The following is a 14,867-nucleotide window of genomic DNA, read 5'->3' as shown; positions in this document are numbered from 1 at the left end:
TTCATGGACCTGTTTGCGAGAGTTTTTCTGATTCGATCCGGCAATTTTTCTGGTTTGTTGAACCGGTTCAAGATAGATATCCTTCTGACCCATGCTCAAACATATCGCAACCGAATTGCTCGACATCGCCTATGTCGAACAGGGCGATCCCAACGGATGGCCGGTAGTCCTGCTTCACGGTTTCCCTTACGACATCCACGCATACGAGGAAGTGGCGCCACGCCTGACGTCCGAGGGCGCCCGGGTCATTACGCCCTACCTCCGCGGATACGGGCCGACGCGCTTCCTTTCGCCCACCACGCTTCGCTCGGGCCAGCAGGCGGCGCTTGGGGCTGACCTGCTGGCTCTGCTCGATGCGCTTCAGATCGGCCAGGCCATACTCGGCGGATACGACTGGGGCGGCCGGGCGGCATGCATTGTTGCAGCGCTCTATCCATCGAGAGCACGGGGGCTGGTTTCGGTCAACGGGTACAACATCCAGAACATAGCCAACGCCCTACAGCCATCCGATCCCGAAAAGGAATACCGGATGTGGTACCAGTACTACCTTCATGGCGAGCGCGGCCGGGCCGGGCTGATCGAGAACCGGCGCGCGTTCTGTCGTCTTTTGTGGTCTCTATGGTCGCCGACGTGGCGCGTCGACGACGACGTCTACGCGCGCTCGGCGGCGGCGTTCGACAATCCCGATTTCGTCGACGTGGTAGTCCATTCTTATCGGCACCGTTTCGGGCTGGTCGACGGTGATCCCCGGCTTGAGGATATCGAACTAAAACTCTCTGCGATGCCGTCAATCACCGTGCCCACGATCACGCTGGAGGGGGACGCCGATGGTGTCTCGCCACCCGGAGGCAGACAGACAAATTCGAAGCGTTTCACGGGACGTCATGAGAACCGCGTCGTGGCTAACGCAGGTCACAATCTTCCACAGGAGGCGCCGGAAGCGTTTGCCGAGGCAGTTCTCGATATCAACGCATGGACCGTTTGAGGTTATAGGCATGCCACCGGCGAGCCCGTGAACAGCAGGGTTCGTGCGAAGTATTTTAGTGGCGCAAGTTCGCCGAAGCGGCAACGCGCCAAGCCACCCAATAGAAAATCAGGACAATATGATCATGACGATGTCTGAAAATCCAACCGTCGCCGTCGTTGGTCCGGGGGCAATTGGCACGACCTTGGCGGCAGCGCTCCATGAGGCGGGCCGCACACCGACGGTTTGCGGCCGCACGGCGCACGAGCGTCTTGAACTGCGCTTCGACGGCGGTCGTATCGTTGTACCGGGGCCCGTGCAGACTGATCCGGCCGAAATCAAGAACACCGTCGACCTGGTTCTCGTTGCAGTTAAGTCGACACAGGTGGAAGCGGCGGCTCCGTGGTTTTCTGCATTGTGCAGCGACAGGACGGTCGTTTGCATCCTGCAAAACGGGGTCGAGCAGAAAGCGCTCGTCGCACCGTATTTGTTCGGCAATCCGGTGCTGCCCTCGGTGGTATGGTTTCCCGCTCAACGCGAACCGGACGCCTCGGTGTGGCTACGCGCCAAACCGCGCCTCACGTTGCCAGACACGCCGCACACCAGCGTAGTGCTGGCGGCGCTGCGCGGCACACGATGTTCCGTCGATATAGCGGCGGATTTCACGTCCGTGGCATGGCGGAAGCTTCTACAGAACGCTGTCGCGGGTTTAATGGTTCTGACAGGTCGCCGTGCTGGCATGTTCTCCCGAGCCGACGTCACCACGCTGTCTCTGGCCTATCTGCGGGAATGCCTTGAGGTTGCCCGCGCCGAGGGCGCGACATTGGGCGACGAGGTCCCTCAAGAGACCATCGATGGATTTCATGGCGCCCCGCCCGACCTGGGTACGTCCATCCTCGCCGACCGGCTAGGGGGACGTCCTCTCGAATGGGACAGCCGTAATGGGGTCGTGCAACGACGCGGCCGATTCCACGGCATCCCCACGCCGATCAGCGATCTGGTCGTGCCGCTTCTGGCGGCCGCGAGCGACGGACCCGGCTAAAAACTACCGCCGATGATTGCGATCGTTCTATCGTTGCTCGTCCTTGCTCAACGATAGAACGATCACATCGGCCCTAAACAAGCATGCGAATTTTCACGCGGCAGACATTCCGCATCTGGCGTCATTGACCGGAATGAAACGCGCGCGCGTTCAGTTGCCAGTGGCAGCAACCATGGGTGCGCTCGTCATGACCTTGTCTGACTGGCTCGGACGCAATTTGAGGGCCGCCAATACTGCATGATCTTCATGCTGTCGTGGATCTTCGACTTCCCCGGAAACGCACGTTCGCTGCGGATGCCTTTAACGGGTGTAGTCGAAGAGACTACGGACTCAAGCGATCAGGCCAGAAGCTTGGCCATGAATACCCGCTTCAAGCCCACTTCCTCGGCACGATGCGTCTCGGTATAGCCGATGCGGCCGTAAAGGGCGAGGTTTTCCGTCATGGTCTCATGGGTGTAGAGCCTGATGACACGGTAGCCAGCTGCTCTGGCTGACTGCTTAGCGTATTCAAGCAGGCGCCGCCCAACTCCTGTTCCCTTGGAGGAAGACGCTACCGCAACGTTGTCCAGTAACATCGCATTCGGCTCAAGGATGAGAACCAGAAGACCCAATATAGCGTCCTCCTCCTCGACAACGTAGACCCAGCCTTTGCCAATCAGCGTTTCATAGTCATCGGACATAGGTCCCGGTGGTCGTCCGATGCGACTGATGTAAGGCGAGTAAGCCTGTCGAACAATCACTTCGATTGCTGGACGGTCGGCAAGAGTGGCGAGGCGGGGAGCGGAATGCATCGTGATGTGCCGGAAGGTTCGATTGGCGGGCGGCCGCGAATCTAATAGCCGGTTGCCCTAAAGGATTGCTTGTTGACGATCGAATCAGCGGCCGCGTGCCGCCGGTTCAGGCGCAACAACGGTCATTTGCACAGGTGACCTGATCTTTGCGATGTAACGCGTCTGGTCCCAGAAATTAGCACGTCAGTTAGCTCGACACGGCCAGAAAAGTGTCGTTCCATGACAAATCTACGATTCTTTTTCTAAAGTGATCACAGCTCGCGCGCATACGCTCTTGGAGATGGGTGACGCTGTTGTTTCGGTTACAGCACGACAGAGGGGAATTGATGGGTCGGCAAACGCTAGCCGGCATCGCCGCGGCAATATTCGCTGCCTTCGGCTGGTCGTTAAACATCCTCGGTCCGTACGTCATTGGGCCGTATTCGATTTACGATCTGGCCGTATGCCGATTCCTGCTATCTGGAATCGTCGGTGCAAGCATTCTTGGAATGTTGCACCGTAGCGGATACCGCCGGCGTTCGTCGCATTGGTGCCGATGGTTTTGGCGGTCGCCGGTAATCTGGGGCAACTGCTCGTGACCGAGACACTTTTTGCAACTACATTTGGCCTGATTGCAAGTTATCGCTGGCCCACGTCGGCCGGGAAGGTATCCGATGCAAACGTCAAGCGCGCCTAGGAGATGAACAATTGGTCGAAGACGAAAAACTGGCCCGCGCCGTCTCGTGGATCCAGGAAGCTGACGGTTTGCTCGTTGCCGCAGGGGCTGGAATGGGAGTCGACTCCGGGCTACCCGACTTTCGCGGCGCCGCTGGATTCTGGGAGACGTATCCAGCGCTGCGCACGCATCAATTAACGTTTCAGGATATGGCCAATCCACGCATTCTGGCTAAACATCCAACGCTCGGTTGGGGCTTTTACGGGAACCGGCTTAACCTGTATCGGCAGGCCTCGCCTCATACAGGTTTCCACATTCTCCGTCGATGGGCAAGGTTCATGCCTCGGGGTGCTGCCGTATTCACCAGCAATGTCGATGGCCAATTTCAGAAAGCCGGATTTCCTGAAGACCTGGTTGCGGAATGTCATGGCTCAATTCATTTCTTGCAATGCTCCATCCCTTGTTCCCTTGCCATTTGGCCGGCGCAAATGTTTCATCCGATCGTCGACGAAGCCCAGTGCCAACTCTTAAGTGAGCTGCCGTCTTGCCCGCATTGCGGTGCTATGGCTCGCCCCAACATCCTTATGTTCGGTGACGTCGACTGGGTCGCGCAACGAACCGAACGGCAGGAAGCGCGATTACATGCTTGGCTTGCAGGAACGGAGCGACCGGTCGTCATTGAAATTGGCGCAGGCAAAACCATTCCAACAGTTCGTCGATTTAGCGAACGCGTTGGACCGCGCGTGATACGTATAAACCCACGGGATTTTGCGATTGCAGCAGCCCGGGGTGTTGGTTTTGCTGCCGGCGCTCGCGATACGCTTGAACTTATCGACGCTGGTGTTAACGCCGGGTGATTTCCGGACGCCGGACGCTGACGTAGCCAGTCGCGATAGATCGGACCGCCTGGAATGACGAGTTCACGAACGCCGAAGTCATTCGGTGCGACCGGTTCGTCAATCTCTGCGCAGATGTCGAAGCGCAATCCATGCAGAAGGCAATGTAAGCGAGTACGGTGGCGAAGCGCTTCGAGTAAATGCGTGTGGCGTCGGCGTGAGCTTGCATGGTCTGGATGTCTGGATCGTGCGATTGCGATAGGGTCGCTCACGATTGGCACGTTGCGCATAGCCGCTCTTGCTGGATCTCCAGACGGCGTTGCTGAGCACAGCGAAGGTGCCAGACGACGATTACGGCGTTCCGTTCTTGCAGTACGCTGCAAAGCCGATTCGATCAGCAAGGCGATCGAAATAGTCGGAAACGGCGGCAAAGCGGGGATGCTCAAACGGAGTGCTGAACCAGCGATTCACGGATAACCCGATAGGAATGTCGGCGAGGCTGAAATGCGCCCCGGCGACAAACGCGCCCGTCGCGTTAAGTTGACTTTCCAGGATGCTCATGTGCCGAGCCCAGCCCGCGAGCGACTTGGAAACCTCGTCCGGTGCCTGATGCACGGGCGATTTCCTGACGAGGCCGAGAAATGCATAGCTCCAGGACCGATTCAAATCCGTCGCCTGCCAGTCCATCCACTGATCGATCCTTGCCCGCTTTACAGGGTCGGTGGGATAAAGCACTTCGCCCGCATAGCGCGAAGCCAGATAGCGGAGGATCGAGTTCGACTCCCAAAGCACAAAATCACCGTCCTTGATGACGGGTACAAGACCATTGGGATTTAACGATAGAAATTCGGGGGTATCAGTTTGTCTGAATCCCGTACCCCAGTCCTCCCGCTCGAAGGGAATGTGCAGCTCGGCACATGCCCAGAGCACTTTGCGGACGTTGATAGACGATGCTTTTCCGAGAATGTTCAGCATGCGGGGCTCTTATAGTGGCGATGCACCCAGTGTGGAGAAACGATTTCTTGACACAATATTCCACGGGCGGAACGCGTCTCTCGCTCTCTCAGGCATCAGGATTGTCGCCAATTCATAGCCTGCTGTCCAACGTCTCAAACCGGCCGCCCCCGTCCGATGGCGCACGGTGGGAGTCGAGCCTCAAACGAGCCCCAACGACCCTCATCCTCTCCATCCGCCGTTCGTCACGAGACGTGGAACACATACCGCATAGGGGTCATTCTTCAACGAACTCACCGCCGGAAGCGTCTGAAAAAACTACGGATGTCGGCTGCGAGGAGTTCAGGTTCTTCCATTGCCGCGAAATGGCCACCACTCGGCATGTCGGTCCACTGCGCGACATTGAAGGTTCGTTCCAGCCAAGTGCGCGGCGGGTGATTAATCTCTTTCGGAAAGTGTGCAAAGCCCACCGGCGGTATTACCCGTTGTCCGGCCGCAAAACGCATGGGCTGCAAGCGGTTTTCCCAATACATTTGAATTGCTGTACCAATGCTCTGGGTGTACCAGTAGAGCGATAAGTTGGTCAGCAACTCATCCTTCGAAAATCGACGCTCGATATCCCCGTCGCAATCACTCCATGCACGAAACTTCTCCCCAATCCACGCAGCCAGTCCGGCCGGCGAGTCGTTGAGCGACGCGGCCAGGGTCTGCGGCCTCGTGCCGTGCATATGCGCATAGCCGCCCTCAAGCGCGGCCCACTCAGCCTTCTCTCGAAGGAAGTTTTGCTCTGCGATAGTCAGCGGTGAATTCGCGGCATCGATTACGGGTTCGTACGACCCCGGGAGAAAGTTGAGATGAATGCCATCGACTACCTGGGAGTGCCGCAAGGCAAGCGCAACCGATACCCCCGCGCCTAAGTCGCCACCCTGAGCGCCAAATCGCTCATACCCAAGGCCCTGCATCAGCGATGCCCATAGATCGGCCACTTGAAACGCGGACGTGCCGGGGGTAGCAGGCGCCGGTGAAAACGCAAAGCCCGGCAGCGAAGGAATAATGACGTCGAAGGCATCGTTCGGATCCGCGCCGAATGCAGCCGGGTCGCACAACAGGTCGGCCAACGCGTGAAATTCGAAGAACGACCCAGGCCAGCCGTGCGTGATAACCACCGGATAAGGCTTGGGTCCAACGCCACGCCGATGAACGAAGTGCACGCGCTGACCGTTCACGTCGGCCATGAATTGAGGTTGCTGGTTCAGGCCACGTTCCGCAGCCCGCCAATCAAAACTGTCGGCCCAGTACGTCACCCATTCGCGCAGCCATGTGGTGTCTGTGCCTTGTTGCCAGGACCCGGGCGGCGTCATGGGCGCCCACCGGCTGTCGCGCAAACGCCGACGCAGGTTGTCGATCTCAACATCGGACACGGAAATCTGAAATGGCTCGATATGCATGGCACCTCCTGTGCAAGAGTGCAGTTAATTCTCCACGATCTGACGGCGGTATCGAACACCCGTAATCCGCCGCATTCGGTCACGCAGCAAGCTGCAGATCTCCGACGCTTCGCGAGCAGTCGCACCTTACGCGTTTCGTTGTATCGCCACACATTTGATTCCGACCAGCAAGCACTCGGTTGGACGTGATACGTCCTCGAAAGTACAGCCGGCCGCATCTAGCAATAATCGCAGGTTTTTCCAATACGCGAGGAACTGTGCCTCGAGATCGCTGATCACTTCCAATTCGGGCGTGCGGCCGACTTGCCACCGCGCCCAATAGGGTGGGCCTACCTTCACAGCCGGCGCACGAAGGACGACACGCCCTAGAGCCGCCCGCATTCGCATAGCTTGACACATATATACTCCACGGCGTATATATAAGGGATGGAATCAACATTCGCAATCATCGCCGAGCCGAGCCGCCGCGCCATCCTGAGTCTGCTAGCAACTTCCGAGCGGTCCGTGGGGGATATCGAGGAGAATTTAAACCTCTCGCAGCCCTCGGTTTCAAAGCATCTGCGGGTGCTTCGAGAAGCCGGATTCGTGGAATCACGCGTTGACGCGCAGCGGCGTCTATACCGGATCAAACCGGAACCGTTGATGGAGATAGACGCCTGGCTCGCGCCGTTCCGGCAATTTTGGTCGGTCCACGTCGACGCGCTCGAACGCCACCTTGATCGGATGGATCCTGTACCTCGCAAAAAGGGAAAGAAACGATGAGCAACCGCGACGATTACCTGCCGGGCCCGGCCGCCGGCGCCGAAGTCCGCAAGGATGGAGACAAGTGGACGCTGATTCTCGTGCGCGAGTTGCGCCATCCGCCGGAGAAAGTGTGGAAAGCATTGACCGACCCGGCCAGTCTGCGTGAATGGGCACCGTTCGACGCCGACCGGAGCCTCGCGTCTGTCGGCCCCGTCAAACTTTCGACAGTCGGAACGCCAACGCCGAACATTTCGGATTCCAAAGTGACGCGTGCCGAGGCGCCAAACCTCCTTGAGTATCGCTGGGGTGAAAATGATATGCGATGGCAACTCGAGCCACTCGGCAACGGCACGCGTCTCACGCTTTGGCACAACATCGATCGCGGCTTTATATCGATGGGCGCAGCCGGCTGGCATATCTGCCTCGATGTCCTGGACCGGCTCGTTGGCGGCGATCCTATCGGGCGTATCGTTGGTGGCGAAGCAATGAAGTTCGGTTGGCCGCGTTTGAACACCGAGTATGCGAAGCAATTTGGTATTTGAATCGCAGAGCGTAGGGAAAGGCGTGACCCGAAATCTAAAAAGAGTCTGAAAGTTTTAGGAGGAGAAAATGAAAAAAGCGGATTTGCCCGAAGGCCAGCCAGCATCTGAATTGATTGACAGAAAGATCACCGAGCTTGGCGACTGGCGCGGAGAGACTTTGAGCAGGATGCGCGAGCTCATCAAGGACGCAGACCCTGACGTCGTGGAGGAGTGGAAGTGGATGGGCACGCCCGTGTGGTCGCACGACGGGATCGTCTGCACCGGCGAGTCTTACAAGGGGAAAGTGAAATTAACCTTCGCCAAGGGGGCTTCGTTGAAGGACCCGGCCAAGCTTTTCAATTCGAGCCTCGACGGGAACATGAGGCGCGCGATTGACATCCTTGAGGGCGAGGAGGTCGAGTCAGTTGCGTTCAAGGCATTGATCAGTGCTGCTATCGACCTTAATACATCCGTTGCAAAGGCAAAGGCCAAGGCGAAACCAAAGCGCGATAAGTAGGTTACGGCATTCGCTCCCTCTGTGCACCGGGCAGACTATCCGCGTGCCTCTCCCCCTCCGAATCAACCCGTTCCCTTTTCCTTTGCAGCGAGGGAGAGCGTTCAGTGAGCCGGGCGACATCGTCGTCACTGGGAACGCCTGCCTCGGCAAACGCCCGTCGATACGCTGCGGGCGTCGTTTCCTTCACCGTCTTGAACTGCCGGTTGAAGTTGGACACATTCGCAAATCCAGACCGCGCCGCAATGACGGAAACCGGCAACGACGTATCACTCAGCATCCGACAAGCATGGCCGATCCTCACGCGCGTCATATACTGGCCCACACTTTCGCCCATGTGTTGAGCGAAGTACCGCGCAAGCGAACGCTCCGAAAGGCTCGCGGCCGCACAAAGTTCCGATAATCGCAAAGGTTCGGCGAACCGTGCTTCGATCATCGAAAGCACCCGGTTGATCCGTTCAGGCTCATGGCCCGAGGGTCCGCCGTCACGGTTGTTGAAAGCGCTGGGTGACGCAAGCGGTTCGCCCGGTGAGTCAGCAAGCATGCACAGGATGTCCAGCGTGGCGGCAAGGCGTTCACGCGCCGCGCTCGACAGCAGTTCGCCGATACGCTCGCGCATCCTTCCTCCCGCCTCGGGTTCGAACGCCAGTCCACAAGCCGCCCTGCGCAGCAGCTTGCGCAGCGGTTCATATTCCGGACAACAATCGGCCAGCCGCCGCGCCCACTCACCGTCGAACCAGATCACGATGGCCACCTGTGGCGAGGACGGCTCGATAGAACGATTCGATGCCCAAGTATGCGGAAGGTCCGGCGGGACCAGCACGAGGTCATCAGCGCCGTAGGCGGCCACTGAATCGCCTATATAGCGCTTCCCGTGACTGTTCATTGTCAGTGTCAGTTCGTATTCCGGGTGGCGATGCCACTCGAACGGAATGCGAGGAAGCCGCCGGTGGTAGACCCGGACGGAACAGCTACCGCCGAACTCGACATGTTCGTATGCAGGCTTCATGGCTAAAAATTCATGACTTAAAAAGCAAAACAATTGTCTGAATAGTATCACCATGAAGACCGTGCGCAGCATATGCTCCGGTCATATCAACAGACATACGGAGACAGCCGTGACCGCACTGAAAATCGACGATCTACCCGCAGCGATTCGCCAGGCCAAACGAGAGTTGCGCGAGCAGCTGCCGAATTATCGTCAGGTATTTGCCGATGTCGAACAAGCGATCATCGCTGAGGCAAAGCTCATTACCGAGCAACGCAATCGCGGCGAGTCCGTCATCCCCGAGATTCAGTTTTCCGATATTGCCGAACAGCGCGTGAGCGCTGCGCAAGTCGACTTCATCAAGGCGCGAGGCGCATGCGTGATTCGCAATGTGTTCGACCCTGCGCTAGTGGAAAGCTGGGATCGTGACATTGCGAACTATGTCGAGCGCAATGATCTGGACACGCGCCTGCAAAATCGCGCGGAGGATAAATACTTCGGTCAACTAGCGTCCAGCAAGCCGCAGATCTACGGTATCTATTGGTCAAGACCGCAGGTGTTTGCGCGCCAGTCGCCTGCTTTGACAACCGCACGAATCTTCCTGAACCGGCTATGGCGCAGTGAGAGCGAAGGGCGCGTGCACTTCGACCCTGAACGCGTTCCTGCTTATGCCGACCGTCTGCGACGCAGGCCACCGGGATCCGCATCGCTCGGCCTCTCCGCTCATTGCGATGGGGGCTCGGTCGAACGCTGGATTGAAGGTAACTTCCGCAAAGTGTACCGGCATGTTTTCAATGGAAACTGGCGTCAATATGATCCGTTCGACGCTGCGTTCAGACCAGATGTTCAGGAGATTGCATCGCCTGCCGTGTGCTCGATGTTCCGCACGTTCCAGGGCTGGACGGCGCTCACGCCGCAGGGCCCCGGCGACGGCACGCTGCAACTCGTGCCCATCGCAAACTCAATGGCGTATATCCTGTTGCGCGCGCTTCAGGACGATGTCGCCGACGACGACCTCTGCGGCGCCATGCCCGGGCGAGCGTTATCGATCAAGCCGGAATATCACGCGCCCTTATTCGACGCGCTTTCGTCAATCCCGCAAATGCAAGCCGGCGACACCGTTTTCTGGCACAGCGATGTGATTCACGCAGTCGAGGACGCGCATCGGGGCAACGGCTATAGCAATGTGATGTACATCTCGTCGGCGCCGGCATGTGCCAAGAACGACGATTACCTGAAACGCCAGTTGCCAAGTTTTCTGGAGGGCAGAAGCCCGCCCGACTTCCCGGCTGATCATTTCGAAGTCGACTTCGCCGGACGAGCCACTGCCGACGACCTCACCGCGCTAGGCAAGTCCCAACTTGGCTTTGGTTTGTAGACGCCTTTATAACGTTAAACCATTAGCGAAATGATTCCTCCAATGGTGAGTCCCGCGGCGATCCATCTCCCAGCCGTGTAGAACTCGTTGCGATTCTCCTGCGGCTGGTCGGGACGTTCGAGGCCTAGCGTCCCGTAAGCAAGCAACTTGACCGCCGATACGTTCGACGCTGAACCCGCGTCACTGCTTGCATCCTGACTGGCCATCGCAGCGCCTTCGGGCGAAATCGTGACGGCCGAATCCTGTGTCGCGGCATCTGCCGGTTGGGCCGTTTGCGTTGTCGTTGTTTGTGTTGTTTGTGCCGATTGCGTTGTTTGCGTCGGGTCGACGGTGTCGTCCGATACAGACCGTGGGTCAGTCGCGGCACTCGAAGTCGATATGGTGCGCTCCGAGGTTGGCGACGACGCGGCGTTGCCTATCTGCATAGCAATCTCCCTCATCCTCTTAGTCGGCCTCTCCGGCTTATCGACTTGAGCGAGCAGATCTTTAGTGTTGGTAAGAATAGGTAAGATCGGAGCGATGCATAGTAGAAAACGAGAGCGGCTTAAGCCAATGCCTGCAGCAGTTTCTGCCGCACGACTGCCGTAATCTCGAGCTGGCGGTCATTTTCAAGCATGCCAATTACCCGCTTGAGCGGACCGTAGGGAAGTTGCAATGCAATCAGCGAACGGTCGCGTGTCCATGCAACATGCTTGAGCAAAGGCAAGATGGAAATCCCCACGTTTTGCCGAACCAGGTCAATGATGGCGGCCACTGAATTGACCTCGAGAATCTCCCTGGGTTTTATGCGCATGCGCCGCAAGGTCTGCTCGACTTTGGTTCCCGTTAGCGACGTCCGGTCGAAGCGAATGAACGGTTGGCTCTTGAGCAATGAAGCAACGTCTGCCTGTGCCGTCGCAACCCGCGTGCTTGCAATCAGCATAAGCGGCTCTTCATAAAGCGGCGTCCATTGCAGATTGACAGGCATCTCGTAAGGTATTTGCACGGTCAGCGCGGCGTCTATCTCGGACGCCGTGACCTGCTCCGCGAGCTCTCCGGAATGACCGAGAACGAGCCGGACATCGAGCGCCGGATACTGCGCCTTCAGACTGACCAGGTTCTCCGACAAAAAACCCATTGCCGAGACAATTGCGCCCACGGTAATGCTGCCGGCAATCTCGTGCCCCGTGTCCGCGTCAGCCAGCATTGCCTCATACGCAGCGACCAGCTTGCGCGCCTGGGGAATCAGCGCCCGGGCAGCAGGGGTCAGCGTAATGACCCGCCCTGACCGCGAGAATAGCGGCCTTCGGAACTCTTCCTCCAGCGCACGCATCTGCTGCCCGACTGCAGCCTGGGTCAATGAAACGCGACCGGCGGCGGCAGCGAAAGAACCGTATTTTTCGACGGCCAGGAAGGTGCGCAAAAACCGGATAGTGCTCATGGAAATGACATTCCAACGTTTCGAGACTAAAGGTTTAGTTTAGTTTGGGTAAATATAAATCCGTTAGTTTTTTTAAATGACCGACTGCACAATTGTACGGTGAACCATTCCATTACAAGGCTGCAGACATGTCTCAGGCAACCCCCTCCCCTTCCACGGACAAACCCGCCGATATCGGACAAGCGTATTACGAACTGGGTTCGACAACTGTGTTTGCGTCGCGCAGTGATCCGCGTTTCGCTTATACGTTGTACGTGCCTGAAACGATCCGCGAGTCGGGCAATAACGTCGAACTCGTCGTGGTCATGCACGGGACGGGTCGTCAATTCGCTCACTATCGCGATGCGTTCGCGGAGTTCGGCCGCTGGAACAACTGCATCGTTTTGTGCCCGCTATTTCCGGTCGGCGTGCGCGGTGACGGCAACCGGGACGGCTTCAAACATCTGATTGAAGGCGACATTCGCTATGACCGCGTGCTGCTCGACATGGTCGATGAAATCGGCGAGCGTTATAGCAAGTCTTTCGACCAGTTCGCTTTGTTCGGCTTCTCAGGCGGTGGGCAATTTGCGAACCGTTTTGCCTATCTGCATCCGGAAAAATTATGGGCGGTGTCGATCGGTGCGCCGGGCTCGGTGACCCTGCTCGATGTCGACCGCGACTGGTGGGTCGGCTTGCGGGGTTTCGAGCAGCAGTTCGGCAAGGCTTTCGACCTCGACGCGTTGCGCCGCGTGCCCGTGCATATGGTGGTCGGCAAGGCGGATCTGGAAACGTGGGAGATCACGCATCGCGAAGGTAGCCGTCATAACATGCCGGGAGCAAACGACGCCGGCACGACCCGCCCGGAGCGCCTCAAGACGCTGAAGGCGACGTTCGACGCAGCGGGGGTGAAAACCAAATTGGATGAACTGGATAACGTTCCACACAACGGCATGATGGCCGTAAGTGCGGTTCAGGACTTCCTTGCAGGCGTCCTGCGCGAGCGCCGGTCCCGCTAGTTCGACGGCATTAAACAAACATCAAAAAATCAAGCTCGCGAATCTGCGAGGCTCTCTCGCCCGGGCGCTTTCGCGTCCCGGGCCGGCGGTGCATATCGCGCGTTATTTGGCTGCTCTTTGACGGCGACGCGCAGGAGGAGATGACGTATGAATCCAGCAGACCACGAAGGCGCATTAACGCCCGCCGCACCTGATCCACGACAAGTCCGCCGCGCACTGCTCGCGTCGGTGATTGGCAGTGGCTTCGAGTGGTTCGACTTCACCGCGTACGTCTACTTCTCGAAGGTCATCGCAGAGGTGTTCTTCGCGGTGGGAAGCCCCATTGTGTCGATGTCGCTCGCGCTGGCGACATTCGCCCTTGGATTCCTTGTCCGGCCGTTTGGCGGGGTCCTCCTGGGCATCTATGCGGATCGCGTTGGGCGTACTCGTGCGCTTTCGCTGGTCATGCTGATGATGTGCGCCGGTACGCTGATACTGGGGCTGGCTCCGGGTTATGCGACCCTCGGCATCGCGGCGCCGCTTCTCGTCTTGTTGGCGCGGCTGATCCAGGGACTGGCAATCGGCGGCCAATTCAGCCTTTCATCCGTGGTCGTGGTGGAGAGCGCGCCGCCCGGCAAGAAAATGTTCTACGGCAGTTTCAATATGTCGTCGCAGGCGCTGGCAATACTGCTGGCTTCCGGATGCAGCTATCTGCTCATCAATAATCTCTCGGCGAATTCGCTCGTGAGTTGGGGCTGGCGCGTGCCGTTCCTGATCGGGTCGCTCATCGGGCCGCTAGGTTTTTACATCCGCCACAGCATTGCCGAGTCGCCCGAGTTCGAAGCGCTGCGCAAGCAGGTCCGCGCAGGTGCCAAGCGCGCTTTCCGGCTGGGCGACTTTGTGCGCGAACAAGGCGACGCGGCCTTATGTGCGATGGGCGTGATGATCATTGGCACAGCGTCCAATTATTTGTGGAATGCGTATCTGCCCTTGTATGTTGAACACCAGTTGCATCTCCCGCTTAAGTCGGCTTTGCTCGGAACGTTCATTGGCGGCGTCATCAACTTCCTGCTGTTTCCGGTTTCGGGCAAACTCGCCGATAAATTCGGCGCCTACCGGCTTTTCTACCCACTGGTGATCAGTTGGTTGCTGTGCACGTTCCCGTTGTTCTGGTTCATTGTGTCCGCGCCGTCGCTGACGCGTCTGCTCATCGCGCAAATTATTGCGTCCCTCTTCCAGGCTGCCATTGCGGGTCCGCACCCTGGCATGCTGGCGACAATCTTCCCGGCGAAGGCCCGTTCGACTGGCGTGGCGCTGTCGTATAACCTCGCGGTGACTTTGTTCGGCGGCCTGGCTCCGCTGACGGTCTCGACGCTGACTCAAGTCACCGGCAGCCACTATGTTCCCGCCTTTTATGTCGTCTTTGCTGCGCTGGTTTCGCTCGCGCTCGTGGCGTTCACGCGTACCGGGCAGTCAGCTTTGGCTAACGATCGGGCTAACAGGAAGCCATTTTCTGCGCCGCAGCACGAGACCACAGCAAACCTTCAGTCCACCGATAGCTGATCCTCAAGCCCTCCCCCAGGCACGCGCCCTGCGTCAATTCGCTACATTTGAGCGCATCGAGTGCACTGGGAGGGA

Annotated in this window: 15 protein-coding genes and 1 pseudogene; 9 read left to right on the top strand and 7 right to left on the bottom strand. The window is 58.3% G+C overall.

Annotated elements, in window-relative coordinates; all coding sequences use genetic code 11:
- Positions 1 to 91 precede the first annotated feature (91 nt).
- A complete protein-coding gene (locus GSQ93_RS26400; protein ID WP_158938576.1) occupies positions 92 to 985 on the top strand; it encodes an alpha/beta fold hydrolase in 894 nt (297 codons plus the stop codon).
- Positions 986 to 1,109: 124 nt separating this feature from the next.
- The gene (locus GSQ93_RS26395; RefSeq protein ID WP_158938575.1) at positions 1,110 to 2,006 is read left to right on the top strand and encodes an oxidoreductase; all 897 of its coding nucleotides are present in this window, start codon (positions 1,110 to 1,112) and stop codon (positions 2,004 to 2,006) included.
- Between the two features lie 338 nt (positions 2,007 to 2,344).
- Here GSQ93_RS26395 and GSQ93_RS26390 read toward each other — a convergent pair whose 3' ends face one another.
- On the bottom strand, positions 2,345 to 2,686 hold the full coding sequence (locus GSQ93_RS26390) for a GNAT family N-acetyltransferase (protein ID WP_254074064.1): 342 nt from the start codon (positions 2,684 to 2,686) through the stop codon (positions 2,345 to 2,347).
- A 798-nt stretch (positions 2,687 to 3,484) separates the two neighbouring features.
- Here GSQ93_RS26390 and GSQ93_RS26385 point away from each other — a divergent pair.
- Positions 3,485 to 4,309, top strand: a complete 825-nt coding sequence (locus GSQ93_RS26385; RefSeq protein WP_158938573.1) for a Sir2 family NAD-dependent protein deacetylase — start codon at positions 3,485 to 3,487, stop codon at positions 4,307 to 4,309.
- 2 nt (positions 4,310 to 4,311) lie between these two features.
- On the opposite strand, the pseudogene GSQ93_RS38775 reads toward GSQ93_RS26385, so the two are convergent.
- The 3 genes and pseudogenes from GSQ93_RS38775 to GSQ93_RS26370 form a co-directional block, all read right to left on the bottom strand.
- Positions 4,312 to 4,434: pseudogene (locus GSQ93_RS38775) on the bottom strand (AraC family transcriptional regulator); the annotation flags it as partial.
- A gap of 205 nt (positions 4,435 to 4,639) precedes the next feature.
- Positions 4,640 to 5,263 (bottom strand): glutathione S-transferase family protein, encoded by a 624-nt coding sequence (locus GSQ93_RS26375; RefSeq protein ID WP_158938572.1) that lies wholly within the window; start codon positions 5,261 to 5,263, stop codon positions 4,640 to 4,642.
- A 272-nt stretch (positions 5,264 to 5,535) separates the two neighbouring features.
- Entirely contained in the window at positions 5,536 to 6,690 is a 1,155-nt protein-coding gene (locus tag GSQ93_RS26370) for an epoxide hydrolase family protein (RefSeq protein WP_158938571.1), read from the bottom strand.
- 426 nt (positions 6,691 to 7,116) lie between these two features.
- Between GSQ93_RS26370 and GSQ93_RS26365 the strand changes: the two genes are divergently transcribed.
- From GSQ93_RS26365 to GSQ93_RS26355, 3 genes are all read left to right on the top strand, one after another.
- A complete protein-coding gene (locus GSQ93_RS26365) occupies positions 7,117 to 7,452 on the top strand; it encodes a helix-turn-helix transcriptional regulator (RefSeq protein ID WP_158938570.1) in 336 nt (111 codons plus the stop codon).
- On the top strand, positions 7,449 to 7,976 hold the full coding sequence (locus tag GSQ93_RS26360; protein WP_158938569.1) for an SRPBCC family protein: 528 nt from the start codon (positions 7,449 to 7,451) through the stop codon (positions 7,974 to 7,976). Before GSQ93_RS26365 ends, GSQ93_RS26360 begins: the two co-directional genes overlap by 4 nt.
- 67 nt (positions 7,977 to 8,043) lie before the next feature.
- Positions 8,044 to 8,472, top strand: a complete 429-nt coding sequence (locus GSQ93_RS26355) for a DUF1801 domain-containing protein (RefSeq protein WP_158938568.1) — start codon at positions 8,044 to 8,046, stop codon at positions 8,470 to 8,472.
- 1 nt (position 8,473) lies between these two features.
- On the opposite strand, the gene GSQ93_RS26350 is transcribed toward GSQ93_RS26355, so the two are convergent.
- Positions 8,474 to 9,478, bottom strand: coding sequence for an AraC family transcriptional regulator (locus GSQ93_RS26350; protein ID WP_158938567.1), 1,005 nt, complete (start codon positions 9,476 to 9,478; stop codon positions 8,474 to 8,476).
- 109 nt (positions 9,479 to 9,587) lie between these two features.
- Between GSQ93_RS26350 and GSQ93_RS26345 the strand changes: the two genes are divergently transcribed.
- A complete protein-coding gene (locus tag GSQ93_RS26345; RefSeq protein WP_254074063.1) occupies positions 9,588 to 10,835 on the top strand; it encodes a DUF1479 domain-containing protein in 1,248 nt (415 codons plus the stop codon).
- Between the two features lie 14 nt (positions 10,836 to 10,849).
- Here GSQ93_RS26345 and GSQ93_RS26340 read toward each other — a convergent pair whose 3' ends face one another.
- Positions 10,850 to 11,260, bottom strand: coding sequence for a hypothetical protein (locus GSQ93_RS26340; protein WP_158938565.1), 411 nt, complete (start codon positions 11,258 to 11,260; stop codon positions 10,850 to 10,852).
- A gap of 119 nt (positions 11,261 to 11,379) precedes the next feature.
- The gene (locus tag GSQ93_RS26335; protein WP_158938564.1) at positions 11,380 to 12,255 is read right to left on the bottom strand and encodes a LysR substrate-binding domain-containing protein; all 876 of its coding nucleotides are present in this window, start codon (positions 12,253 to 12,255) and stop codon (positions 11,380 to 11,382) included.
- A gap of 128 nt (positions 12,256 to 12,383) precedes the next feature.
- Here GSQ93_RS26335 and GSQ93_RS26330 point away from each other — a divergent pair, with 128 nt between their 5' ends.
- Both GSQ93_RS26330 and GSQ93_RS26325 read left to right on the top strand, forming a co-directional pair.
- Complete coding sequence (locus tag GSQ93_RS26330) at positions 12,384 to 13,250, top strand: alpha/beta fold hydrolase (RefSeq protein ID WP_158938563.1); 867 nt, start codon at positions 12,384 to 12,386, stop codon at positions 13,248 to 13,250.
- Positions 13,251 to 13,397: 147 nt separating this feature from the next.
- Complete coding sequence (locus tag GSQ93_RS26325; protein WP_158938562.1) at positions 13,398 to 14,792, top strand: MFS transporter; 1,395 nt, start codon at positions 13,398 to 13,400, stop codon at positions 14,790 to 14,792.
- Positions 14,793 to 14,867: the final 75 nt, after the last annotated feature.

It is taken from the genome of Burkholderia sp. S171 (assembly GCF_009766085.1).
Classification (GTDB): domain Bacteria; phylum Pseudomonadota; class Gammaproteobacteria; order Burkholderiales; family Burkholderiaceae; genus Caballeronia.
The sequence above is the reverse complement of the archived record's forward strand: the minus strand, read 5'-3'. Positions and strand labels throughout refer to the sequence as shown.

Bases quoted from the DNA above. Each gene is read 5' to 3' on its own strand.
- GSQ93_RS26400 (WP_158938576.1), top strand. From the start codon at position 92: ATGCTCAAACATATCGCAACCGAATTGCTCGACATCGCCTATGTCGAA.
- GSQ93_RS26395 (WP_158938575.1), top strand. From the start codon at position 1,110: ATGACGATGTCTGAAAATCCAACCGTCGCCGTCGTTGGTCCGGGGGCA.
- GSQ93_RS26390 (WP_254074064.1), bottom strand. From the start codon at position 2,686: ATGTCCGATGACTATGAAACGCTGATTGGCAAAGGCTGGGTCTACGTT.
- GSQ93_RS26375 (WP_158938572.1), bottom strand. From the start codon at position 5,263: ATGCTGAACATTCTCGGAAAAGCATCGTCTATCAACGTCCGCAAAGTG.
- GSQ93_RS26370 (WP_158938571.1), bottom strand. From the start codon at position 6,690: ATGCATATCGAGCCATTTCAGATTTCCGTGTCCGATGTTGAGATCGAC.
- GSQ93_RS26365 (WP_158938570.1), top strand. From the start codon at position 7,117: ATGGAATCAACATTCGCAATCATCGCCGAGCCGAGCCGCCGCGCCATC.
- GSQ93_RS26360 (WP_158938569.1), top strand. From the start codon at position 7,449: ATGAGCAACCGCGACGATTACCTGCCGGGCCCGGCCGCCGGCGCCGAA.
- GSQ93_RS26355 (WP_158938568.1), top strand. From the start codon at position 8,044: ATGAAAAAAGCGGATTTGCCCGAAGGCCAGCCAGCATCTGAATTGATT.
- GSQ93_RS26350 (WP_158938567.1), bottom strand. From the start codon at position 9,478: ATGAAGCCTGCATACGAACATGTCGAGTTCGGCGGTAGCTGTTCCGTC.
- GSQ93_RS26340 (WP_158938565.1), bottom strand. From the start codon at position 11,260: ATGCAGATAGGCAACGCCGCGTCGTCGCCAACCTCGGAGCGCACCATA.
- GSQ93_RS26335 (WP_158938564.1), bottom strand. From the start codon at position 12,255: ATGAGCACTATCCGGTTTTTGCGCACCTTCCTGGCCGTCGAAAAATAC.
- GSQ93_RS26330 (WP_158938563.1), top strand. From the start codon at position 12,384: ATGTCTCAGGCAACCCCCTCCCCTTCCACGGACAAACCCGCCGATATC.
- GSQ93_RS26325 (WP_158938562.1), top strand. From the start codon at position 13,398: ATGAATCCAGCAGACCACGAAGGCGCATTAACGCCCGCCGCACCTGAT.